This is a genomic window from Microbacterium sp. AR7-10 (assembly GCF_001878835.1).
Classification (GTDB): Bacteria; Actinomycetota; Actinomycetes; order Actinomycetales; family Microbacteriaceae; genus Microbacterium; species Microbacterium commune.
Map to the genome: position 1 here is coordinate 1 of NZ_MJIR01000056.1, position 23,305 is coordinate 23,305.

The following is a 23,305-nucleotide window of genomic DNA, read 5'->3' on the forward strand; positions in this document are numbered from 1 at the left end:
AGATGTGTATAAGAGACAGGCCCGCCGTGCTCGCCACTCGCGCCGCGCGCAACGGACGCCCGAGCATCCTGCTCTACGCCCACCACGACGTGCAGCCTCCGGGGGCAGACGAGCTGTGGGAGACGCCGCCGTTCGAGCCGACCGTGCGCGACGGGCGCCTGTACGGCCGGGGCGCAGCGGATGACAAGGCGGGCATCATGGCGCACATCGCGGCGCTGCGCGCGGTCGCGGAGGTGCTCGGCGACGACTTCGATCTCGGCGTCTCGCTGTTCATCGAGGGCGAGGAGGAATACGGGTCGCGCTCCTTCGCGCGGTTCCTGCGCGACAACGCCGACGCGCTCCGCGCCGATGCGATCGTCGTGGCGGACTCAGGCAACCTCGACTCCCGCACCCCGGGACTGACGGTGTCGCTGCGCGGCAACGCCCGCTTCACTCTCACCGTGCGCACCCTCGAGCACGCCTCCCACTCCGGCATGTTCGGGGGAGCGGTTCCGGATGCCATGATGGCCGCCGTCACCCTCCTCGCCACACTGTGGGATTCCGACGGCGCGGTCGCGGTCGACGGGATGACCAGCAGAGACGCGCAGACGCCCGAGTACTCCGAGGAGACTCTGCGAGACGAGGCGGGCCTGCTCGACGGTGTCAGCCCGATCGGTCGCGACGACATCTACGGGCGGATCTGGAACAGGCCCTCCATCACGATCACCGGGATGGACGTGACGAGCGTGGCCGAGGCGTCCAACACCCTGCTGCCCGAGGTGAGCCTCGTCATCAGCGCCCGGGTCGCCCCCGGTCAGAGTGCCGCCGACGCGTACGCGGCGCTGGAACGACACCTGCGCCGGCACGCGCCGTTCGGCGCGGAGCTCACGTTCTCCGACATCGACCTCGGCGACGGCTTCCTCGTCGACACCTCGGGGTGGGCTGTCGAGCTCACCCGCGCCGCGATGGGAGACGGCTACGGGGTCGCGGCCGTCGACCTCGGCGTGGGCGGATCCATTCCCTTCGTCGCCGACCTGGTCCGCGAGTTCCCCGGCGCGCAGATCCTCGTCACGGGCGTCGAGGACCCGCACTCCCGGGCCCACAGCCCGAACGAGTCGCTGCACCTCGACACGTTCCGCAACGCCGTGCGCACCGAGGCACTGCTGCTGGCCAGGATGAACGAGCGCGCCGGGGAGTCCTGAGCAGGGGGATCGATGCGCGCACGCGATCGGCCCGGCGTGCGGCGACGGCGGTAGAATCGTGCACGAGCAGCGAGACCGCGCTGCCGTTGCAAGGAGTTGAGATGAGCGACACCACCCTGACCTCAGAGCCCACCGCCGCCCCCGCCCACGGCGTCTCGCTGACCGACGCTGCGGCGCTCAAGGTCAAGAGCCTGCTCGAGCAGGAGGGCCGTGACGACCTGCGTCTTCGCGTGGCCGTGCAGCCCGGCGGATGCTCGGGCCTGATCTACCAGCTGTACTTCGACGAGCGCTACCTCGAAGGCGACGAGACCGTCGACTTCGACGGCGTCGAGGTCATCATCGACAACATGAGCGTCCCCTACCTGGACGGCGCGTCGATCGACTTCAAGGACACCATCTCGGAGCAGGGCTTCACGATCGACAACCCCAACGCCGCAGGCAGCTGCGCGTGCGGTGACAGCTTCCACTGAGGCGCGCCTACCTGCGTGGTTGGCATGAATCGCGTGTGAGGTTGCCCTAGACTTGAGTCTGCTCCTGTCCGAGATCTGAAAGGTGCATCGTGCCCTCGAAACGCCGCCTTCGTTGGGCCGCGCTCCCGCTGGGAGCAGCGGCAGCTGTGGCCCTGGCGGGATGTACTCCCACCGAACTCAATGGATTCCTTCCGGGCTTCGTCGAAGACGGCACCCCCGCGACCAACCAGACCGAGACGGTCTCCGGTCTCTGGGTCACCTCGTGGGTCGTTCTGCTGACCGTCGGCGTCATCACCTGGGCCCTGATGGGATGGGCGCTCGTGATGTACCGTCGTCGCACCGGTCAGACCGGACTCCCGGTCCAGCTGCGCTACAACATGCCGATCGAGATCCTGTACACGGTGATCCCGCTGATCCTCGTGCTCGGCATGTTCTTCTTCACCGCGCGCGACCAGGCCGACATCGAGACGCAGTGGGATGAGCCCGACGTCGAGGTCACGGCGATCGCCAAGCAGTGGGCCTGGGACTTCCAGTACGGCGGCGAAGATGATGCCGTGTGGACCATGGGCGTGCAGGCCGACCCCGACGAGAACGGCGACATCGAGCGCGAGAAGCTTCCGACGCTCGTGCTGCCCGTCGACAAGAAGGTCACGATCGACCTGCAGTCGCGCGACGTGATCCACTCCTTCTGGATCATCGACTTCCTGTACAAGAAGGACATGTACATCGGCAAGGACAACTCCTGGTCCTTCATCCCCACGCGCGTCGGCGAGTACGACGGCAAGTGCGCCGAGCTCTGCGGTGAGTACCACTCGATGATGCTCTTCAACGTGAAGGTCGTCGAGCAGGACGAGTACGACGCATACCTCCAGACCCTGCGCGAGCAGGGCAACACGGGCGACATCACCGACGCCTACGACCGACTCAGCAATCTCCCCGGCACCGGCGCGAGCACGCAGTCCGAGGAAGAGGAGTAAGCCATGACCACCACAGCTGAACCCACGACAGCGCCGGGCGCCCGCCCGACCACGCTGCCGCCGCGTCAGGCAGCCCTGCTCACCTCCTCCCGCGTGGAGCAGAAGGGCAACATCATCGTCAAGTGGATGACGTCCACCGACCACAAGACGATCGGGTACATGTACCTGATCGCCTCGGTGCTCTTCTTCCTCCTCGGCGGTGTGATGGCGCTGATCATCCGCGCCGAGCTCTTCGCTCCCGGCATGCAGATCGTGCCCACCAAGGAGCAGTACAACCAGCTGTTCACGATGCACGGCACGATCATGCTGCTGATGTTCGCGACGCCGCTGTTCGCCGGCTTCGCCAACGCGATCCTGCCGCTGCAGATCGGCGCGCCCGACGTGGCGTTCCCGCGTCTGAACGCGTTCGCCTTCTGGCTGTTCACCTTCGGCTCGATCATCGCCATCGCCGGCTTCCTCACCCCGCAGGGCGCGGCCTCGTTCGGATGGTTCGCGTACCAGCCGCTCGCCAACTCGTCGTTCTCGCCGGGCGTGGGCGGCAACCTCTGGATGCTCGGCCTCGGCATGTCCGGTTTCGGCACCATCCTCGGCGCGGTGAACTTCATCACCACGGTCATCACCATGCGCGCACCCGGCATGACCATGTGGCGCATGCCGATCTTCTCGTGGAACACGCTGATCACCAGCCTCCTGATCCTGATGGCGTTCCCGGTGCTCGCCGCGGCGATCCTCGCCGCAGCGGCCGACCGCGTGCTCGGTTCGCACATCTACGACGTCGCGAACGGTGGCGTGCTGCTGTGGCAGCACCTGTTCTGGTTCTTCGGTCACCCCGAGGTGTACATCATCGCGCTGCCGTTCTTCGGCATCGTGTCCGAGATCTTCCCCGTGTTCAGCCGTAAGCCGATCTTCGGCTACAAGACGCTGGTGTACGCGACCATCGCGATCGCGGCCCTCTCGGTGGCCGTGTGGGCTCACCACATGTACGTGACCGGCGGCGTGCTGCTTCCGTTCTTCGCCCTGATGACGATGCTCATCGCGGTGCCGACGGGTGTGAAGATCTTCAACTGGATCGGCACCATGTGGCGAGGCTCGATCACCTTCGAGACGCCGATGGTGTTCGCCCTCGGCTTCCTCGTCTCGTTCGTCTTCGGTGGTCTGACCGGCGTGATCCTCGCGGCTCCGCCGCTGGATTTCGCGCTCAGCGACTCGTACTTCGTCGTCGCCCACTTCCACTACGTGGTGTTCGGCACCGTCGTGTTCGCGATGTTCGCCGGCTTCTACTTCTGGTGGCCGAAGTGGACCGGCCGCATGCTCAACGAGCGCCTGGGCTACATCCACTTCTGGATGCTGTTCATCGGCTTCCACATGACCTTCCTCGTGCAGCACTGGCTGGGCGTGGACGGCATGCCCCGTCGTTACGCGGACTACTCCACCTATGACAACTGGGAGTGGGGCAACCAGGTCTCCACGATCGGTGCGATCATTCTCGGTGCCTCGATGCTGCCCTTCTTCCTCAACGTGTGGATCACCGCCCGCAAGGCGCCGAAGGTCACCGTCGACGACCCGTGGGGCTACGGTGCATCGCTGGAGTGGGCCACCTCGTGCCCGCCGCCGCGTCACAACTTCACGTCGATCCCGCGCATCCGCAGTGAGCGTCCGGCGTTCGATCTGAACCACCCCGAGGCCGCAGAGCACCCGGTGGGCGTCGCAGCGGGAGAGGTCAAGTAAGTCATGCGCAGCAATGTCATCCTCTGGTGGATCATCGCGGTCTTCTTCACGATCGCGTCCATCGTCTACACGATCTGGAACCTGGTCGACCCGTTCCACGGCTACGTGGAATGGGTGGGCACGGTGGCGCTCCTGTTCGTCGCCTTCATGGGTGCCATGATCGCCGTCTACCTGCAGCGCACGTACAAGGCGCAGGGTGGAGAGCTCCCCGAAGACGTCCTGACGGCGGACATCGACGACGGTGACCCCGAGCTCGGCGAGTTCTCGCCGTGGTCGTGGTGGCCGCTGGTCCTCGCCGCCTCCGCAGGTGTCTTCCTGCTCGGCCTCGCGGTCGGTCAGTTCCTGCTGCCGATCGGTGTGGCGATCTTCCTCGTCGCGATCGTCGGCTGGGTGTACGAGTACTACCGCGGGCACTTCGCACGCTGACACCCCCGTCAAGGCCCCCTGGATCCGTCCAGGGGGCCTTCGTCGTCGGCGGGGAGGGGCTTCAGCGGTCAGCGGGAGGCGGCGTCAGGGGAGGTGTGCGCGCACCACTGCACCGGGGTGCGCGCGAATCACTGCGGCGTGGTGTGCGTCTGCGCTGCGCGGCATCACGGCCGGGTGCGGATGCGGGGGACGCCGGTCAGGGCGTCGATCGGACGGCGGTGGATGCCGTCGTGATCCTCGACGGGATATCCCTCGCGAACCCAGTACTCGAAACCGCCGATCATCTCGCGCACGGAGTAGCCCAGAGCCGCGAACTCCAGAGCGCCCTTGGCGCCGGCGTTGCACCCGGGGCTCCAGCAGTAGACGACGACGGAGGCGTCGGACGGGATCTCCACCGGCGCTCGCTCGGCGATCTCGCTGTAATGCATGTGCACGGCCCCGGGAACGCGACCCTGTGCCCACGCCTCGTCGGAGCGCACATCGACGACCACGAGGTCTGTCCCCGCCTTCCGCGCCGCGTGCACGTCGCTCGCATCGGTCTCGTACTGCAGCTTGGCGGCGAAGAACTCGTGTCGGTCGATCATGGTCAACAGGGTAGCGCGCCGGTATCGCGCCTGCGCGCTCATGACATCCTGCCGAGAAGCGTGCGCACTCGTCTCGTCGCTTGTCGCACCTGCTCGGACCGCACGGACGGACGCCGAGGGCGACGGACGGACGCCGAGGGCGACGGAGAGCCGTGGAGACGACAGAGGGCCCGTCCGGATTCGGACGGGCCCTCTGTCGTGGGGGAGTGCGGCTTACTCGCCGTCCTCCGACTTCTTCTTCCTGCGCGGCTTGGCCGGGTCCTTCGCGATCACCGAGCTGGGGGTGTTCGGCGTCTCGTCGACGTGCAGATCGGTTGCGGCGATCTGGTCTTCGGAGGTGACACCCGCGCGAGCGTGTGCCCCGGCGATCTCGGCCGCCTCGATCTCCGCGTCGTGCGCCAGCGTGTGCTGCTGATGCGCGTCGGCTGCCGCGATCTCGGCCTGGGTGAGCGGCTGCAGGCGGTCTTCGTAGAACCACCGCGAGATCGAGCTGCGAAGGTTCTCGTGCCACGGGATGCGGCCCTTCGCGTTCGGGCGCACGACGAGAGGCTCGTAGGTGGCGTAGTCGATGAGCTTCCAGCGGTCGTACACGTCGACGGGCTGGTGCACCTCGATGAACTCGCCACCGGGCAGGCGCACGATGCGGCCCGACTCGTAGCCGTGCAGAACGATCTCACGATCCTTCTTCTGCAGCGCGATGCAGATGCGCTTCGTCACGAAGTACCCGAGGATCGGGCCGACGAAGAGCAGGGCCTGCAGGGCGTGAATGACACCCTCCATGGTCAGCATGAAGTGCGTGGCCATGAGGTCGGACGAGGCCGCAGCCCAGAGCACCGCGTAGAAGATCATCCCGGCGACACCGATGGCGGTGCGGGTCGGGGCGTTGCGGGGACGGTCGGCGATGTGGTGCTCGCGCTTGTCGCCCGTGATCCACGCCTCGAGGAACGGGTAGATCGCAACGGCGACGATGAACAGTCCGAGCACCAGCACCGGGATGACGATGCCGAGCGACAGCGTGAAGTTGCCGAGCATGACGTCGAGGTGCGGGGGAGCGAGACGCAGGGCGCCGTCGGCGAAGCCGATGTACCAGTCAGGCTGAGTGCCGGCCGAGATCGGGGACGGGTCGTAGGGACCGTAATCCCAGAACGGCAGGATCTGGAAGAACGAGGCGATCAGGACGATCACACCGAAGACGATGAAGAAGAAGCCGCCCATCTTCGACATGTACACCGGCATCATCGGGTAGCCGACGACGTTGTCGTTCGTGCGGCCGGGGCCGGCGAACTGGGTGTGCTTGTTGATCACCATCAGCATCAGGTGCAGCACGATGAACGCGATCACCAGCAGCGGCAGCAGCAGGATGTGCATCGTGTACAGGCGGCCGACGATGTCGTCGCCGGGGAACTCGCCGCCGAAGATGAGGAACGAGGTCCAGGTGCCGATCAGCGGCAGACCCTTGATCATGCCGTCGATGATGCGCAGACCGTTGCCCGAGAGCAGGTCGTCGGGCAGCGAGTAGCCGGTGAATCCCTCGGCCAGGGCGAGGATGAAGAGCACGAAGCCGATCACCCAGTTGAGCTCGCGCGGCTTGCGGAACGCGCCGGTGAAGAACACGCGCAGCATGTGGATGCCGATGCCGGCGATGAACACGAGTGCCGCCCAGTGGTGGATCTGGCGAACCAGAAGGCCACCGCGGATGTCCCACGAGATGCGCAGCGCCGACTCGAAGGCCGCCGTCATCTCCACGCCGCGCAAGGGCGCGTACGCGCCGGTGTAGTGCGTGGGGGCCATCGAGGCCTGGAAGAAGAACGTCAGGAACGTTCCCGACAGGAACACGGCCACGAACGCCCAGAGCGCGATCTCGCCGAGCATGAACGACCAGTGGTCGGGGAAGATCTTGCGACCGAGCTCCTTGACGAGCCCCGACAGGCTGGTGCGCTCGTCGAGGTAGTTCGCCGTCGCGCCGATGAAGCGTCCGCCCAGGGGCTTCTGCTTGGTGTCCTCTTTAAGAGTTGCGGTGCTCAATGACGCTCCCAGAAGCTCGGGCCGACGGGTTCGGTGAAGTCGCTCTGCGCGATGAGGTAGCCCTCATCGTCGACGGCGATGGGCAGCTGCGGCAGCGGTCGCGCTGCCGGGCCGAAGATGACCTTGGCGTGGTCCGTGACGTCGAACTGCGACTGATGGCACGGGCACAGCAGGTGGTGGGTCTGCTGCTCGTACAGCGCGACGGGGCAGCCCACGTGCGTGCAGACCTTGGAGTAGGCGACGATGCCGTCGTAGGACCAGTCCTTGCGGTCCTCGGCCTCGATCAGCTGCTCGGGTCGCAGACGCATGAGGAGCACGATGGCCTTGGCCTTCTCCTCCATGTATCCCTCGCTGTGGCCGAGCTCGGCGAGCGGCTCGGGGATGACGTGGAAAGCCGAACCGAGAGTGACGTCCGCGGCGCGGATCGGGGTGCCCTCGGGGTCACGCGCCAGGCGCATGCCCTCTTCCCACATGGTGTGCTTGAGAAGTGCGACCGGGTCACCGGCGATGGGGTTGCCGTGCGAGTTGTTGTGCGGTGCGAGACCGCGGAACAGCGTGAGGCCGGGCAGGATCGAGGCCACGACCGCGGCGATGAGCGAGTTGCGGATGATCGCGCGGCGCCCGAAGCCCGAGTCCTCGTTGGCCGCCGCGAACGCCTCGACGGCGCCGGCGCGGGTCGCGTCCTTACCTCGGGTCGGGTGGCGGTGCTCGATGTACTCCTTGTCGGACATCAGCGCCTTCGACCAGTGGATCGCGCCGATGCCGAGCGCCAGCAGCGCGAGAGCGATGCCGATGCCGATGTACATGTTGTTGTGGCGGATGTCGATCGCCAGGCCGCTCTCGATCGGGAACAGCATGTATGCGGCGACCGCCCAGATGCTGCCGGCGAGCGACAGGTAGAACAGGGTGTAGACCGTGCGGACCGCCGCCTTCTCGGCGCGCGGGTCCTTGTCGGTCATCCGCTCACGGTGTGGCGGCAGTCCCGGGTTCTCCGCAGGATCGCTGACTGCGACGCCCAGCCCCCGCGAGGGCTGGTAGGCCCTGTCAAGAGCCTGCGTGTCGTCGTCGTGTGCCATGGTGCTCCTCGTACGTAACTCTTCGATGACAGTGCGTCAGTTGGACTTCGCCGTGATCCACACGGTGAGGGCGACCAGTGCGCCGATTCCGAAGATCCAGATGAACAGGCCCTCCGAGACCGGACCGAGCGACCCGAGCGTGAAGCCGCCGATCTGCACGGCCTCCTGCTGGTAGACGAGGGCGGCGATGATGTCGCGCTTGTCCTCGGTGCTCAGGTTCATGTCGCCGAAGACCGGCATGTTCTGCGGGCCGGTGACCATGGCCGCGTAGATGTGCAGCGGGCTGGTCGAGCTCAGGGCCGGGGCGTACTTGCCCTCGGTCAGCGCACCACCGGCGGCGGCGACGTTGTGGCACATCGCGCAGTTGATGCGGAACAGCTCCGCGCCCTGTGCGATGTCGACCTCGTCGCTCGCGTTGTCGGGGTTCTCCTCGCCTGCGGTCACCCACTTGTCGGGGTAGCCCGGTCCGGGGGCGACGCTCTGCACGTACGCGGCCATGGCGCGGATCTGTGCGTCGGTGAACTGCGCGGGCTTCTGAGGCGCCTGCGGTCCCTGCATCTGCAGCGGCATGCGGCCGGTCGCCACCTGGAACTCGACGGAGAGCTCACCGACGCCGATGAGGCTCGGTCCTTCGCTCGTGCCCTGCATGTCGAGGCCGTGGCAGGTGGCGCAGTTCGCGGTGAACAGCTTCTGGCCGTCCTCGACGGTCAGCTCTGCCGTTGCGCTGCTCTGCGTGCCCGTGGTCGATGCCATCGCCGCCGACGCACCGGCGTACACGCCGCCGGTGAGCAGCAGGCCGGCCCCGATGAGGGCGGCAGCGGCGAGGGGACTGCGACGACCGCGCGAGCGGTGCTTCTTCTCTCGTGCCATTTCGAAAAATCGCTCCGCTCTTATTTCAGGAAGTAGATGACGAAGAACAGGGCCACCCAGACGACGTCGACGAAGTGCCAGTAGTACGACACGACGATCGAGGAGGTCGCCTCCTTGTGGCCGAAGTTCTTGACGGCGTACGCACGGCCGATGACCAGCACGAAGGCGATGAGGCCGCCGGTGACGTGCAGGGCGTGGAAGCCGGTGGTGATGTAGAACGCCGAGGCGTACGAGTCGGCGGTGATGGGCAGGCCCTCCGCCACGAGCTGGGCGTACTCCCACACCTGGCCGCTGACGAAGATCGCGCCGAGGATGAAGGTGAGCCAGAACCACTCGACCATGCCCCAGCCGAACAGGCGGCGACGCCCGAACGCGTTCACCTTGCCCTTGTCGATGCGGTACGGCTGCAGGTCTTCAGCGGCGAACACGCCCATCTGGCAGGTGAACGACGACGCCACCAGGATGACCGTGTTGACGAAGGCGTACACCACGTTGAGCATCTCGGTGCGGTCCGCCCAGAGCTCGGGTGAGGTGCTGCGCAGGGTGAAGTAGATCGCGAAGAGTCCCGCGAAGAACATGACTTCGCTGCCGAGCCACACGATGGTGCCGACAGCGACCGGATTGGGGCGCTTGATGGTTCTTGCCGCCGGGGCATACGTCGCTGAGGTGGTCACCAGACCATTATGGCCGATTCCGCGCGGGGATTCTCGCACCGACGTGGCCTGTCTCGCCGTCCTGCGACTAAGGAAGACCTAAGAAGCACCTGCGAATGTGCCGCGTTCCCACGTCCAGCGGGGTGTGCGATGACGACGGGGCGCACGTCATCTCGAAACGGCATCATCCTCCGCGCGATTAGGATCGCAGTCATGGCTGACACCCTCACCTGGCCCGATCTGCTCTCGACGCTTCTGGATCGCCGTGATCTCAGCGTGTGGGAGTCGACCTGGGCGATGCGCCAGGTCATGCGGGGAAGGGTGACGGATGCCCAGCTCGCCGGCTTTCTCGTGGCGCTGCGCGCCAAGGGCGAGACCATCGACGAGATCGTCGGCTTCCGCGATGCCATCCTCGAGGCCGCCGTGCCGCTGCCGGTGTCGTCGGATGTGCTCGACATCGTCGGAACCGGTGGCGACCGCATCGGCACCGTCAACATCTCCACCACCGCGGCGGTCATCATCGGGGCATCCGGGATCCCGGTGGTCAAGCACGGAAACCGCGCCGCGAGCTCCTCGTCCGGGTCGTCCGACGTCCTGGCCGCCCTCGGCCTCGACATCTCGCTCGACCCCACGCGGGTCGCCGACGCGCTCGAGCGCACGGGGATCACGTTCGCGTGGGCCGCCGCCTTCCACCCCGGTTTCAAGCACGCCGGCGTCGCGCGGTCCGAGCTCGCCGTGCCGACCGTGTTCAACATGCTGGGTCCGCTGTGCAATCCGGCGCGCGCCGAGGCGAACGCCGTCGGTGTCGCGCAGCTCGACCGCGTGCCGCTGATCACGGGGGTGTTCCGCACCCGTGGCGCCACGGCGCTCGTGTTCCGCGGCGACGACGGACTCGATGAGCTCACCACGACCGGACACAGCCGCATCTGGGAGGTCACGCGCGGAGACATCCACGAGCACGACCTCGATCCGCGCGACCTGGGCATCCCGCTCGCCGAGCTCGACGACCTGGTCGGCGGGTCTCCCGAGCACAACGCGTCCGTCCTGCGGCGCACCCTGGCGGGCGAGAGGGGAGCCGTGCGCGACATCGTGCTGCTGAACGCCGCCGCCGGCATCGTCGCCTACGAGCTCTCGCACGATTCGACGCTGACGCAGGTCCCGATCGTCGAGCGGCTCCGCGACGCGTACACGCGTGCGGCCGAAGTGATCGACGACGGACGCGCCTCAGCCAAGCTCGATCAGTGGGTCCAGGTCACCAGGGAGCCGCTGCCCGCCTGAGCGGAGCGGAGCAATCGTGGAAGCCGCCGACGCCCTCCTCGAGATCGCCGCGCTGCTCGAACGCGAGCGCGCGTCGCGCTACCGTGCGAAGGCGTTCCGGCAGGCGGCAGCCGTGGTGGCGGCCCTTCCGGCTGACGTGCTGAGCGACCCCGCGCGTCTCAAGGCGCAGAAGGGCATCGGCGATTCGACGTTCGCCGTGATCCGGCAGGCGCAGCAGGGGCGGGTGCCGGACTATCTCGTCGAGCTCCGCGGCGAGGTCGAGCCCGAGCGGCGCTCCGCGCTTCGCGCGCGCCTGAAGGGCGACCTGCACAGTCACACCGACTGGTCAGACGGGACGACCCCGATCGAGACCATGGCGGCTGCGGCACGAGCGCTCGGTCACGAGTACCTGGCTGTCACCGACCACTCGCCCCGGCTGAAAGTGGCGCGCGGACTGTCGCAGGAGCGGCTGCGCGAGCAGATCCCGCTGGTGCGTGCGCAGTCGGGTGACGGACTCACGATGCTCGCCGGCATCGAGGTGGACATCCTCGAGGACGGCGCGCTCGATCAGACCCCGGAGATGCTCGACGAGCTCGACATCGTCGTCGCCTCGGTGCACTCGAAGCTGCGGATGGATGCGGAGCCGATGACCAGGCGGATGCTCGCGGCCGTCGCGGATCCCCGGGTCAACGTGCTCGGCCACTGCACGGGCCGCCTCGTCGAGGGATCCAGGGGCACGCGCCCGTCGTCGCAGTTCGATGCCAGAGCGGTGTTCGCGGCGTGCGCCGAGAACGGCGTCGCGGTCGAGATCAACTCACGACCGGAGCGTCAGGACCCTCCCGACGACCTGATCGCCGTCGCCCTCGAGGAGGGATGCCTGTTCTCCATCGACTCGGACGCGCACGCCCCTGGTCAGCTCTCGCTGCTCGACCATGGAGCCGAGCGCGCGGAGGCGGCCGGGGTGCCGGTGGAGCGGATCGTCACGTCGTGGGGGCTCGAGCGCCTGCGCGCCTGGGCGCGCGGCTGAGTCAGCCGGCATTCCCCGCGGATGCCAGAGCGCCCAGCGCGCGCGTCATCGATGAGCCCAGGTTCCATCGCTCCGCGAAGGCCTCGGCGGCATCCCGCGCCGCATCGTCGAGCTCAGCCAGGACGACGCCGGGAGCGGAGATGTCGAGGTCGGTCGCGACCTTCACCACGGTGGGGGCCACATCGAGGTAATCCGACGCCTCGGCGAACCGCCGTGCCGCGGTCGCCGTGAGCTGCCCCTCCTCGGCGGCGGCGCGGATGCCCGCGAGGTCGCCGTGCGAGAGCAGCAGGGTCGCCGCGGTCTTCTCGCCGACGCCCTTCACTCCGGGCAGACCATCCGACGCGTCGCCGCGCAGGGTGGCGAAGTCCGCGTACTGCGAGGGGAGCACGCCGTACTTCGCGACGACGGTCTCGTCGGTGACGATCTCGAGGTTGCTCATGCCGCGTGCGGTGTAGATGACGCGCACGTCCCGGCCGTCGTCGACGAGCTGGAACAGGTCGCGGTCGCCCGTGACGATGTCGACCGGAAGGGATGCCCGTGTGGCCAGCGTGCCGATGACGTCGTCCGCCTCGTGCTCGGCTGCGCCGATGATCGGGATGCCGAGGACGCCGAGCGCCTCCCGGATCAGCGGGATCTGCTGCTGCAGGGCATCCGGAACCTCCTCGACGTCGGGCGCGTCGGCGATCTGCTCGACCACGCGATGCGCCTTGTAGCCGGGGATGAGATCGACGCGCCACTGCGGACGCCAGTCGTCGTCCCAGCAGGCGACGAGCTGCGACGGGCGGTAGAGCGTCACCAGCTTGGCGATGATGTCGAGCAGTCCGCGGGCGGCGTTCACCGACGACCCGTCGGGCGCCTTCGCCCTGTCCGGCACGCCGAAGAAGGCCCGGAAATAGAGGCTGGCGGTGTCGAGCAGCATCAGTCGTTCGGTCACCGCCCCAGCATAGGAGCAGAGGGGGAGCATCCCGGCGGCGGATCTGATAATCTGAAGCGTCACTCGTGGCAGGCCTGTGCCTGCCCTCGTGGCATCGCAATCGACATCCACCTGCTTCGAACATCCATCCCGGCGTGCGCGCCGGGCCTCGAAGCCCGATCTTCCATTCACAAGGACAACCCACTACATGACTAGCGCAACGACCGCCCCGGCCACCAAGCAGGTCGCGATCAACGACATCGGCTCTGCTGAGGACTTCCTGGCCGCGGTCGAGAAGACCCTGAAGTTCTTCAACGACGGCGACATCATCGAGGGCACGATCGTCAAGATCGACCGCGATGAGGTTCTGCTCGACGTGGGCTACAAGACCGAGGGCGTCATCCCCTCCCGCGAGCTCTCCATCAAGCACGACGTCGACCCCAACGAGGTCGTCGCCGTCGGCGACCAGGTCGAGGCCCTCGTTCTCCAGAAGGAGGACAAGGAAGGCCGTCTGATCCTCTCCAAGAAGCGCGCACAGTACGAGCGCGCCTGGGGCGACGTCGAGAAGATCAAGGAGAACGACGGGGTCGTCACCGGCACCGTCATCGAGGTCGTCAAGGGTGGCCTCATCGTCGACATCGGCCTGCGTGGCTTCCTGCCCGCGTCGCTCATCGAGCTGCGCCGTGTCCGCGACCTCACCCCGTACCTCGGCCAGGAGCTCGAGGCGAAGATCCTCGAGCTCGACAAGAACCGCAACAACGTGGTTCTCAGCCGCCGCGCCCTGCTCGAGCAGACGCAGTCCGAGTCGCGCACCACGTTCCTGAACAACCTGCACAAGGGTCAGGTCCGCAAGGGCGTCGTCTCATCGATCGTCAACTTCGGTGCGTTCGTCGACCTGGGTGGCGTGGACGGTCTCGTGCACGTCTCCGAGCTGTCGTGGAAGCACATCGAGCACGCCTCCGAGGTCGTCGAGGTCGGCCAGGAGGTCACCGTCGAGATCCTCGAGGTCGACCTCGACCGCGAGCGCGTCTCGCTGTCGCTGAAGGCGACCCAGGAGGACCCGTGGCAGGTCTTCGCCCGCACCCACGCGATCGGCCAGATCGCACCGGGCAAGGTCACCAAGCTCGTTCCGTTCGGTGCGTTCGTGCGCGTCGCGGACGGCATCGAGGGCCTCGTGCACATCTCCGAGCTCTCCAGCAAGCACGTCGAGCTGGCTGAGCAGGTCGTGTCGGTCGGCGAAGAGGTCTTCGTCAAGGTCATCGACATCGACCTCGAGCGTCGCCGCATCTCGCTGTCGCTGAAGCAGGCCAACGAGTCGGTCGACCCCAACGGCACCGAGTTCGACCCGGCCCTGTACGGCATGCTCGCCGAGTACGACGAGAATGGCGAGTACAAGTACCCGGAGGGCTTCGACGCCGAGACCGGCGCCTGGAAGGAAGGCTTCGACGCTCAGCGCGAGGCATGGGAGCAGGAGTACGCCGCTGCGCAGGCTCGCTGGGAGGCGCACAAGGCTCAGGTCGTCAAGGCCGCCGAGGCCGAGGCTGCCGCGGGCGACGACTTCGGCGCTCAGACGTTCTCGACCGACTCCACCGGTGCCGGCACGCTGGCCGACGACGAGGCTCTCGCGGCTCTGCGCGAGAAGCTCTCGGGCGGAAACAGCTGATCACGGATCACGTCAGGAACGGGTCGTCACCTTCGGGTGGCGGCCCGTTCCGCGTATCCGGACCAGCGGACGTCGCGTGCCAGGATGGACGGATGCCACTCATCGCGCTCACCGGGGGCATCGCCTCGGGCAAGTCGACCATCGCCGCGCGCCTCGCGGAGCACGGTGCGACGGTGATCGATGCCGACGCGATCGTACGTGAGGTGCAGCAGCCTGGCGGTGCCGTGCTCGAGGCGATCGCCGACGCCTTCGGTGCGGAGATGATCGCCGCGGACGGATCCCTCGATCGCGCAGCGCTCGGCGCGCGGGTCTTCGGCGACGAGGCCGCGCTGCAGCGATTGAATGCGATCGTGCATCCGGCCGTGCGCGCGGAGTCGCAGCGTCGCTTCGACGCCGCCTTCGCCGCCGACCCCGCCGTCGTCGTCGTGTACGACGTGCCGCTGCTCGTCGAGGCGCGCGTCGACGACCCGTGGGATCTCATCGTGGTGGCGGATGCCCCGGCCGAGGTGCGCGTGCAGCGGATGACGCGACTGCGCGGCATGTCAGAGGACGATGCGCGCCGCCGGATCGGCGCGCAGGTCTCGGATGAGGAGCGTCGGGCGATCGCCGACGTCGTCATCGACACGTCGGGAAGCGTCGAGCACACGCTCGAGCAGGTCGACGCGCTGTGGCGTTCGCTGACCGCGTCACCGTGATCGACTGCTGAGCCCCCCGCTCGCGCCCGGTGTCGGAGGGTGCTCGTAGGCTGGTGGGATGCAACCCACGCGCAGCGTCCGCCCCTTCGAGGTCGTCAGCGAGTACATGCCCGCCGGCGATCAGCCGCAGGCCATCGCCGAGCTCGCGGCGCGCATCAACGCCGGCGAGACCGACGTGGTGCTGCTCGGTGCCACCGGTACGGGAAAGTCGGCGACGACCGCCTGGCTCATCGAGCAGGTACAGCGGCCGACCCTGGTGATGGCGCACAACAAGACGCTCGCCGCGCAGCTGGCGAACGAGTTCCGCGAGCTCATGCCGAACAACGCGATCGAGTACTTCGTCTCGTACTACGACTACTACCAGCCCGAGGCCTACGTCCCGCAGACCGACACCTTCATCGAGAAGGACTCCTCGGTCAACGCCGAGGTCGAGCGGCTGCGTCACTCGACGACGAACTCGCTGCTCAGCCGACGTGACGTCGTCGTGGTCTCGACCGTGTCGTGCATCTACGGCCTCGGCGCCCCGGAGGAGTATCTGCGCGCCATGGTCGCGCTGCAGGTGGGGGAGCGGTACGACCGCGACGCGCTCATCCGCCAGTTCATCGCGATGCAGTACAACCGCAACGACGTCGACTTCTCGCGAGGCAACTTCCGGGTGCGGGGCGACACGATCGAGATCATCCCGGTGTACGAGGAGCACGCCATCCGGATCGAGCTGTTCGGTGACGAGATCGAAGCGCTGTACTCGCTGCATCCGCTCACCGGCGAGGTCATCGCCAAGCTCGACTCCGTCCCGATCTTCCCGGCGTCGCACTACGTCGCGGGCACGGACGTCGTGCAGCGCGCGATCGGCACGATCGAGCACGAGCTCGAGGAGCGGCTGGCCGAGCTCGAGCGCCAGGGCAAGCTGCTCGAGGCGCAGCGGCTGCGCATGCGCACGACGTTCGACATCGAGATGCTGCAGCAGCTCGGCTTCTGCTCGGGCATCGAGAACTACTCACGGCACATGGACGGCCGCATGCCGGGCGAGCCGCCGCACACGCTGCTGGACTTCTTCCCCGACGACTTCCTGCTCGTCATCGACGAGTCGCACGTGACGGTGCCGCAGATCGGCGCGATGTACGAGGGCGACGCGTCGCGCAAGCGCACGCTCGTCGAGCACGGATTCCGCCTGCCCAGCGCGATGGACAACCGTCCGCTGCGCTGGGACGAGTTCAAGAACCGCATCGGGCAGACCGTGTACCTGTCGGCGACGCCTGGCAAGTACGAGATGGGCATCGCCGACGGCGTCGTCGAGCAGATCATCCGCCCCACCGGTCTCATCGACCCGCAGATCATCGTGAAGCCGTCCAAGGGCCAGATCGACGACCTGCTCGAGGAGATCCGCCTCCGCGTCGAGCGCGACGAGCGCGTGCTGGTGACGACGCTCACCAAGAAGATGGCCGAAGAGCTCACCGACTTCCTCGGCGAGCACGGTGTGCGCGTGCGCTACCTGCACTCCGACGTCGACACGCTCCGCCGCGTCGAACTGCTCAGCGAGCTGCGCGCCGGTGTGTACGACGTGCTGGTGGGAATCAACCTGCTGCGAGAGGGACTCGACCTGCCGGAGGTGTCGCTGGTCGCGATCCTCGACGCCGACAAGGAGGGCTTCCTGCGATCGGGAACGTCGCTCATCCAGACGATCGGACGTGCGGCGCGAAACGTCTCGGGTGAGGTGCACATGTACGCCGACAACATGACCGACTCGATGGCGAAAGCCATCGACGAGACCGAGCGCCGTCGTGAGAAGCAGATCGCGTACAACAAGGCGAACGGCGTCGACCCGCAGCCGCTGCGCAAGCGCATCGCCGACATCACCGAGGTGCTCGCCCGAGAGGCTGCCGACACGGCCGACATGCGATCGGCGCGCAGCAAGAGCGGCAAGGGGAAGTCGCCGACGCCGAACCTGCGGCGCACGGGCATCGCGGCGGAGGGCGCGGCGCAGCTCGAGGAGACGATCGCGGATCTGTCGGATCAGATGCTTGCCGCCGCAGGCGAGCTCAAGTTCGAGCTGGCCGCGCGCCTGCGCGACGAGGTGCAGGACCTGAAGAAGGAGCTGCGGGCGATGGAGCGGGCCGGACACGCCTGATCCTTCGCGCGGGGCGCATGGCTCGACGGCGAGGGTCCGGGCCGGGGCGAGAGCCTGGCCGCGTCAGGGGCAGCGCGTCACGGACAGTGCATCAGCGGCTTCGGGCCGGTGCGGTCGATGCTGTGCTGGTTCATGGGCGCACCGCACAGCGGGCACGCGCGCTCGGCGCGCTCCGCCGCGCTCGGCGGCAGCGTCGGCTCGTACGGCCCGACCGACGCGGGCCCGGCGATGCGGATCAGATTCGAGTTGAACCAGGCGTACAGACCGCCCGCCTCTCGGATGCGGGTGCGCAGCGGAACACGGGCGGGGTTCTCGGACATACCTTTAGTGTACGTAATATCTGTGCACATAGAATCAGACGCATGATGACTGACGACGAGCTGCTGCGACTCGAGAACCAGCTCTGCTTCGCCATGGTCACCGCAGCTCGGAACGTCGTCGCCGTCTATCGGCCGATCCTCGAGCCGCTGGGTCTGACGCACCCCCAGTACCTCGTGATGCTCGCGCTGTGGGAGCATTCGCCGCGCTCGCTCACCGACCTGTCCGCCGAACTCGCTCTCGAGCCCGCCAGCGCCTCGCCGCTGGTGAAGCGGCTCGAGAAGGACGGTCTGGTGCAGCGCGCGCGGAGCACGGCCGACGAGCGCCGTCTCGACATCACCCTCACCGACGCCGGTCGCGCGCTTCGAGACAGGGCGGTCGATGTGCCGCGTGCCGTCATGGCGGCCGTCGGCACCGGCATCGACGAGGTCGCCTCGCTCCGGGACGCGCTGAAGCCGTTCGCCGGACGGGCCCCGCGTTCGCCCTCGGCTGACGCGGAGCCCGGTGTCGGTGGCCGCTCCTACACTTGAACGGTGCCCATCGTTCCTGTCGCCTCCTCCGCAAAACTCAGTGTCCGCGGTGCCCGCGTCCACAATCTGAAGAACGTCGACATCGACATCCCCCGTGACTCGCTGGTCGTCTTCACAGGGCTCTCCGGGTCGGGCAAGTCCAGCCTCGCGTTCGACACGATCTTCGCCGAGGGGCAGCGACGCTACGTCGAATCGCTCAGCGCCTATGCGCGCCAGTTCCTAGGCCAGGTGGACCGCCCCGATGTCGACTTCATCGAGGGGCTGAGCCCCGCGGTCTCGATCGATCAGAAGTCGACCAACCGCAACCCGCGATCCACGGTGGGCACCATCACCGAGATCCACGACTACATGCGCCTGCTGTGGGCGCGCATCGGCATCCCGCACTGTCCGGAATGCGGCGAGCGGATCCAGCGCCAGACGGTGCAGCAGATCGCCGACCAGCTCGTCGAGCTGCCCGAGCGCACGCGCTACCAGATCGTCGCACCGGTGGTGACGCAGAAGAAGGGCGAGTTCGTCGACCTCTTCAAGGAGCTCGGCGCGAAGGGCTATTCACGTGCGATCGTCGACGGCGAGCTGATCCAGCTGGCCGAGCCGCCGACGCTGAAGAAGAGCTACAAGCACGACATCGCCGTCGTGGTCGACCGGCTCGTGGCGTCGGACGACATCCTCGGGCGGGTCACCGACTCGGTCGAGACCGCGCTGGGACTGGCCGGCGGGATCATGCAGGTCAACTTCGTCGACGAAGAGGGTGACGCCGCGTGGCAGTCCTTCTCCGAGAAGCTCGCCTGCCCGAACGGTCACCCGATCGCGCTCACCGAGATCGAGCCCCGCACGTTCTCGTTCAACGCACCGTTCGGTGCGTGCCCCGCGTGCGCGGGTCTGGGGACGCGGATGTCGGTCGACGTCGACCTCATGCTCGGCGACGAGGACCTGTCGATCCGCGAAGGCGTCATCCTGCCCTGGACGACCCAGGGCAAGGGCCTGTTCCAGTACTATGAGCGCCTGCTCGAAGGCTTGGCGCGCGATCTCGACTTCTCCCTCGACACACCATGGAACAAGCTGCATTCCGACGTGCGCGAGGCTGTGCTGCGCGGCGACAACTACAAGGTCAGCGTCAAATGGAAGAACCGCTACGGGCGCGAGATGCGCTACACGTCGGGCTTCGAGGGTGTCGTGCCGTACATCGAACGGCAGTACCTGCAGGCCGAGTCCGACACGCAGCGTGGCCGCTGGGGCGAGTACCTGCGTGAGGTGCCGTGCCCGGTGTGCGACGGCGCCCGTCTCAAGCCGGAGGTCCTGGCAGTCAAGGTGCACGGTCATTCGATCGCCGAGGTGTCGAATCTCAGCCTGGCCGACGCCAGCACCTTCATGCACGAGCTCGAGCTCACCGATCGCGAGGCGAAGATCGCCGCCCAGGTGCTGCGTGAGATCCGCCTGCGCCTGGAGTTCCTGCTGCAGGTCGGCCTGTCGTACCTCAACCTCGGTCGCTCGGCGGGCTCCCTCTCCGGAGGAGAAGCGCAGCGCATCCGGCTCGCGACCCAGATCGGCTCCGGTCTCACCGGTGTGCTCTACGTGCTGGACGAGCCGTCGATCGGCCTGCACCAGCGCGACAACCGCCGGCTCATCGAGACACTGGTCCGGCTGCGTGACCTCGGCAACACCCTGATCGTCGTCGAGCACGACGAAGAGACCATCGAGGCTGCCGACTGGGTCGTCGACATCGGGCCCGGCGCCGGCGTCGGCGGGGGTGAGGTCGTGCACTCCGGCCCCTACTCCGCGCTGCTGGCCGAGACCGGGTCGATGACCGGCGACTACCTCGCCGGTCGCCGCGAAATCGCCGTGCCCGACACGCGTCGCAAGATCGACCGGAAGCGGATGCTGAGCGTCGTCGGGGCCAAGGCGAACAACCTCAAGAACGTGACCGCCGACTTCCCGCTGGGGGTGCTCACCGCGGTCACCGGTGTGAGCGGCTCGGGCAAGTCCTCGCTGGTCAACGACATCCTGTACCAGGTGCTCGCCGGCCGGCTCAACGGCGCGCGCACGGTGCCGGGCAAGCACACCAGGGTCACCGGCCTGGACAACCTCGACAAGGTCGTGCACGTCGATCAGGCGCCGATCGGGCGCACGCCCCGATCGAACCCGGCGACCTACACGGGCGTCTTCGACCGCATCCGCACGCTCTTCAGCGAGACCCCCGAGGCGAAGGTCCGCGGCTACCAGCCCGGGCGGTTCAGCTTCAACGTCAAGGGCGGGCGCTGCGACGCCTGCTCGGGCGACGGCACGATCAAGATCGAGATGAACTTCCTGCCGGACGTGTACGTCGACTGCGAGGTCTGCCACGGCAAGCGGTACAACCGCGACACCCTCACGGTGCACTACAAGGGCAAGAACATCGCCGAGGTGCTCGAGATGCCGATCGCCGAGGCGGCGGAGTTCTTCGAGCCGATCCAGGCGATCCACCGGTACATGAAGACGCTCGTCGACGTCGGCCTCGGCTACGTGCGGCTGGGCCAGGCGGCGACGACGCTCTCGGGTGGCGAGGCGCAGCGCGTCAAGCTCGCCACCGAGCTGCAGCGCCGCAGCAACGGGCGGAGCATCTACGTGCTCGACGAGCCGACCACCGGTCTGCACTTCGAGGACGTGCGCAAACTCCTCGAGGTGCTGAACGGACTCGTCGACAAGGGCAACACCGTCATCGTCATCGAGCACAACCTCGACGTCATCAAGTCGGCCGACTGGGTGATCGATCTCGGCCCCGAGGGCGGATCGGGTGGTGGGCAGATCCTCGCCGCCGGCACGCCCGAGCAGATCGCCGGGGTGGCGGAGAGTCACACGGGCGCGTTCCTCGCCGAGGTCCTCGGGCAGGAGCGCGGTTCGCGCAAGGCCGGCTGATGGCGGACGTCCTCCCGTACAAGCCGCGCGCGGGGGAGATCCCCACCGACCCCGGCGTCTATCGCTTCCGCGACGCCGACGGCAGGGTGCTGTACGTCGGCAAGGCGAAGAACCTGCGCCAGCGCCTGTCGAACTACTTCGCGCCGCTGCGCACCCTGCACGAGCGCACCCGGCGAATGGTCACGACCGCGGCATCCGTCGAGTGGACCGTCGTCGCGACCGACGTCGACTCGCTGCAGCTCGAGTACATGTGGATCAAGGAGTTCGATCCGCCGTTCAACGTGCGCTACCGGGACGACAAGTCCTACCCGTTCATGGCGATCACCCTCGCAGACGAGGCTCCGCGTGTCATGGTGACGCGCAACCGGCGCATCCCCGGTGCGCGGTACTTCGGACCGTACCCCAAGGTCTGGGCGGTGCACGAGACCATCGACCTGATGGTGCGGGCCTTCCCGATCCGCACGTGCAGCGACTCCAGCTACCGGCGCGCCATGCAGACCGGACGACCGTGCTTCCCCGGCCAGATCGGGAAGTGCGGCGGACCCTGCTCGATGAAGGTCACCATCGACGAGCATCGCGCAATGGTCGACGACTTCGTGGCCTTCATGGCGGGCGGTGACGAGCGCTTCACGCGCGATCTCACGAAGCGCATGCAGGCGGCGTCCGCCGCGATGGACTACGAGGCGGCGGCGCGGTTCCGCGACAAGCTCACCGCGATCGACGCCGTGCTGGGCAAGAGCGCCCTCGTGCTGCCGTCCGACGAGGACGCCGACCTGTTCGGCGTCGCCGAGGACGAGCTGTCGGCGGCCGTGCACCACTTCGTCATCCGCGGCGGTCGAGTACGCGGTGTGCGCTCGCTCGCCGTCGACAAGGAGCTCGACATCAGCCGCGGGGAGCTGGTCGACCAGATCCTGCAGCGCGTCTACGGCGACTCGTCCGACATCCCCCGCCGTGTGCTGGTGCCCACCCTGCCCGACGACGCCGCCGAGCTGGAGGAGTGGCTGCGCCAGCGCCGTGGGCGTCGCGTCGAGATCGCCGTCGCCCAGCGCGGGCAGCGCGCCGATCTCATGCGCACCGCCACGCTCAACGCCCAGCAGACACTGCTGCGCCACAAGACGCGGCGGACCAGCGACTACGTCGCCCGCACGCAGGCGCTCACCGACCTGCAGGAGGCGCTCGGCATGGACGAGGCCCCGCTGCGCATCGAGTGCTTCGACATCTCGCACCTCGGCGGCACGAACGTCGTCGCCTCGATGGTGGTCTTCGAAGACGGACTGCCGCGCAAAGATCAGTACCGCTCGTTCAACATCGCCGAGACGACGGACGACACCGACTCGATGTACCAGGTGCTCATGCGCCGGCTCGCGCGGGTGGATTCCGGGCCGGAGCGGGCCGACGAGGATGAGGGCGAGGGCGAGGGGAAGCGGCGACCGCGCTTCGCCTACCGCCCGCAGCTGCTGGTCGTGGACGGAGGTCAGCCCCAGGTGCAGGCGGCCGCGAGGGCGCTGCGCGACAGCGGGCGCACCGAGATCGCGCTGTGCGGCATCGCCAAGCGGCTCGAGGAGATCTGGATTCCCGACGACGACTTCCCGGTCATCCTCCCGCGCACCAGCGAGGCGCTGTACCTGGTGCAGCGCCTGCGCGACGAGGCGCATCGCTTCGCGATCACTCACCAGCGCAAGCGCCGCCGTCGTGACATCCAGACGGTGCTCCGCGAGATCCCCGGCCTCGGCGACGCCCGCATCAAGGCGCTGCTCACCCACTTCGGATCGGTCACGGCACTGCGCGCATCGAGTCCCGAGCAGATCGGCGAGGTGGCGGGCATCGGACCGGTCCTCGCCTCGACCATCCACGCGCATCTCGCTGGCGGACAGGCACCCGCGACTCGGTAG

The 23,305-nt window shown here is 67.7% G+C and carries 20 protein-coding genes; 13 read left to right on the forward strand and 7 right to left on the reverse strand.

The window, feature by feature from the left end; genetic code table 11:
- The 5 genes from BFN01_RS07115 to BFN01_RS07135 form a co-directional block, all read left to right on the forward strand.
- The coding region (locus tag BFN01_RS07115; RefSeq protein ID WP_071643049.1) for a M20/M25/M40 family metallo-hydrolase at positions 1–1,181 on the forward strand (1,181 nt) is incomplete at its 5' end.
- Positions 1,182–1,282: 101 nt separating this feature from the next.
- Positions 1,283–1,651 (forward strand): iron-sulfur cluster insertion protein ErpA, encoded by a 369-nt coding sequence (erpA, locus tag BFN01_RS07120; protein WP_071643050.1) that lies wholly within the window; start codon positions 1,283–1,285, stop codon positions 1,649–1,651.
- An 89-nt stretch (positions 1,652–1,740) separates the two neighbouring features.
- Positions 1,741–2,628: a cytochrome c oxidase subunit II gene (gene coxB, locus BFN01_RS07125; RefSeq protein ID WP_071643052.1), complete on the forward strand. Its 888-nt coding sequence runs from the start codon at positions 1,741–1,743 to the stop codon at positions 2,626–2,628.
- A gap of 3 nt (positions 2,629–2,631) precedes the next feature.
- Positions 2,632–4,356, forward strand: a complete 1,725-nt coding sequence (gene ctaD, locus BFN01_RS07130; protein ID WP_071643054.1) for a cytochrome c oxidase subunit I — start codon at positions 2,632–2,634, stop codon at positions 4,354–4,356.
- A 3-nt stretch (positions 4,357–4,359) separates the two neighbouring features.
- Positions 4,360–4,782, forward strand: a complete 423-nt coding sequence (locus BFN01_RS07135) for a cytochrome c oxidase subunit 4 (RefSeq protein ID WP_071643056.1) — start codon at positions 4,360–4,362, stop codon at positions 4,780–4,782.
- Between the two features lie 164 nt (positions 4,783–4,946).
- Here BFN01_RS07135 and BFN01_RS07140 read toward each other — a convergent pair whose 3' ends face one another.
- The 5 genes from BFN01_RS07140 to BFN01_RS07160 all read right to left on the reverse strand — a co-directional run bounded on the left by BFN01_RS07140 (position 4,947) and on the right by BFN01_RS07160 (position 10,014).
- Positions 4,947–5,366 carry a rhodanese-like domain-containing protein gene (locus tag BFN01_RS07140; protein WP_071643179.1) on the reverse strand — a complete coding sequence of 140 codons (420 nt, stop codon included), beginning with the start codon at positions 5,364–5,366 and terminating at the stop codon, positions 4,947–4,949.
- A gap of 213 nt (positions 5,367–5,579) precedes the next feature.
- Positions 5,580–7,391, reverse strand: a complete 1,812-nt coding sequence (locus BFN01_RS07145) for a ubiquinol-cytochrome c reductase cytochrome b subunit (RefSeq protein ID WP_071643058.1) — start codon at positions 7,389–7,391, stop codon at positions 5,580–5,582.
- Positions 7,388–8,467, reverse strand: a complete 1,080-nt coding sequence (locus tag BFN01_RS07150) for a ubiquinol-cytochrome c reductase iron-sulfur subunit (protein WP_071643060.1) — start codon at positions 8,465–8,467, stop codon at positions 7,388–7,390. Before BFN01_RS07150 ends, BFN01_RS07145 begins: the two co-directional genes overlap by 4 nt.
- A 36-nt stretch (positions 8,468–8,503) precedes the next feature.
- A complete protein-coding gene (locus tag BFN01_RS07155; protein WP_071643062.1) occupies positions 8,504–9,337 on the reverse strand; it encodes a cytochrome c in 834 nt (277 codons plus the stop codon).
- Between the two features lie 20 nt (positions 9,338–9,357).
- Positions 9,358–10,014: a heme-copper oxidase subunit III gene (locus BFN01_RS07160; RefSeq protein WP_071643181.1), complete on the reverse strand. Its 657-nt coding sequence runs from the start codon at positions 10,012–10,014 to the stop codon at positions 9,358–9,360.
- A 189-nt stretch (positions 10,015–10,203) separates the two neighbouring features.
- Here BFN01_RS07160 and trpD point away from each other — a divergent pair, with 189 nt between their 5' ends.
- Positions 10,204–11,268, forward strand: coding sequence for an anthranilate phosphoribosyltransferase (trpD, locus tag BFN01_RS07165; protein WP_071643064.1), 1,065 nt, complete (start codon positions 10,204–10,206; stop codon positions 11,266–11,268).
- Between the two features lie 16 nt (positions 11,269–11,284).
- A complete protein-coding gene (locus tag BFN01_RS07170) occupies positions 11,285–12,274 on the forward strand; it encodes a PHP domain-containing protein (protein WP_071643066.1) in 990 nt (329 codons plus the stop codon).
- A 1-nt stretch (position 12,275) separates the two neighbouring features.
- Here the strand turns inward: BFN01_RS07170 and BFN01_RS07175 are convergent, their stop codons facing one another.
- Positions 12,276–13,208, reverse strand: coding sequence for a 5'-3' exonuclease (locus tag BFN01_RS07175; protein ID WP_071643068.1), 933 nt, complete (start codon positions 13,206–13,208; stop codon positions 12,276–12,278).
- 187 nt (positions 13,209–13,395) lie between these two features.
- Between BFN01_RS07175 and rpsA the strand changes: the two genes are divergently transcribed.
- The 3 genes from rpsA (at position 13,396) to uvrB (ending at position 17,673) form a co-directional block, all read left to right on the forward strand.
- Positions 13,396–14,850, forward strand: a complete 1,455-nt coding sequence (rpsA, locus tag BFN01_RS07180; RefSeq protein WP_071643070.1) for a 30S ribosomal protein S1 — start codon at positions 13,396–13,398, stop codon at positions 14,848–14,850.
- A 92-nt stretch (positions 14,851–14,942) separates the two neighbouring features.
- Entirely contained in the window at positions 14,943–15,545 is a 603-nt protein-coding gene (coaE, locus tag BFN01_RS07185; RefSeq protein ID WP_071643072.1) for a dephospho-CoA kinase, read from the forward strand.
- 58 nt (positions 15,546–15,603) lie between these two features.
- Complete coding sequence (uvrB, locus tag BFN01_RS07190; protein ID WP_071643074.1) at positions 15,604–17,673, forward strand: excinuclease ABC subunit UvrB; 2,070 nt, start codon at positions 15,604–15,606, stop codon at positions 17,671–17,673.
- A 77-nt stretch (positions 17,674–17,750) separates the two neighbouring features.
- Here the strand turns inward: uvrB and BFN01_RS07195 are convergent, their stop codons facing one another.
- Positions 17,751–17,993: a hypothetical protein gene (locus BFN01_RS07195; protein WP_071643076.1), complete on the reverse strand. Its 243-nt coding sequence runs from the start codon at positions 17,991–17,993 to the stop codon at positions 17,751–17,753.
- Between the two features lie 42 nt (positions 17,994–18,035).
- Here BFN01_RS07195 and BFN01_RS07200 point away from each other — a divergent pair, with 42 nt between their 5' ends.
- The 3 genes from BFN01_RS07200 to uvrC are packed head-to-tail and all read left to right on the forward strand — an operon-like array spanning position 18,036 to position 23,305.
- The gene (locus tag BFN01_RS07200; protein WP_071643078.1) at positions 18,036–18,521 is read left to right on the forward strand and encodes a MarR family winged helix-turn-helix transcriptional regulator; all 486 of its coding nucleotides are present in this window, start codon (positions 18,036–18,038) and stop codon (positions 18,519–18,521) included.
- Between the two features lie 3 nt (positions 18,522–18,524).
- A complete protein-coding gene (uvrA, locus tag BFN01_RS07205) occupies positions 18,525–21,413 on the forward strand; it encodes an excinuclease ABC subunit UvrA (RefSeq protein WP_071643080.1) in 2,889 nt (962 codons plus the stop codon).
- A complete protein-coding gene (gene uvrC / locus BFN01_RS07210; protein WP_071643082.1) occupies positions 21,413–23,305 on the forward strand; it encodes an excinuclease ABC subunit UvrC in 1,893 nt (630 codons plus the stop codon). Before uvrA ends, uvrC begins: the two co-directional genes overlap by 1 nt.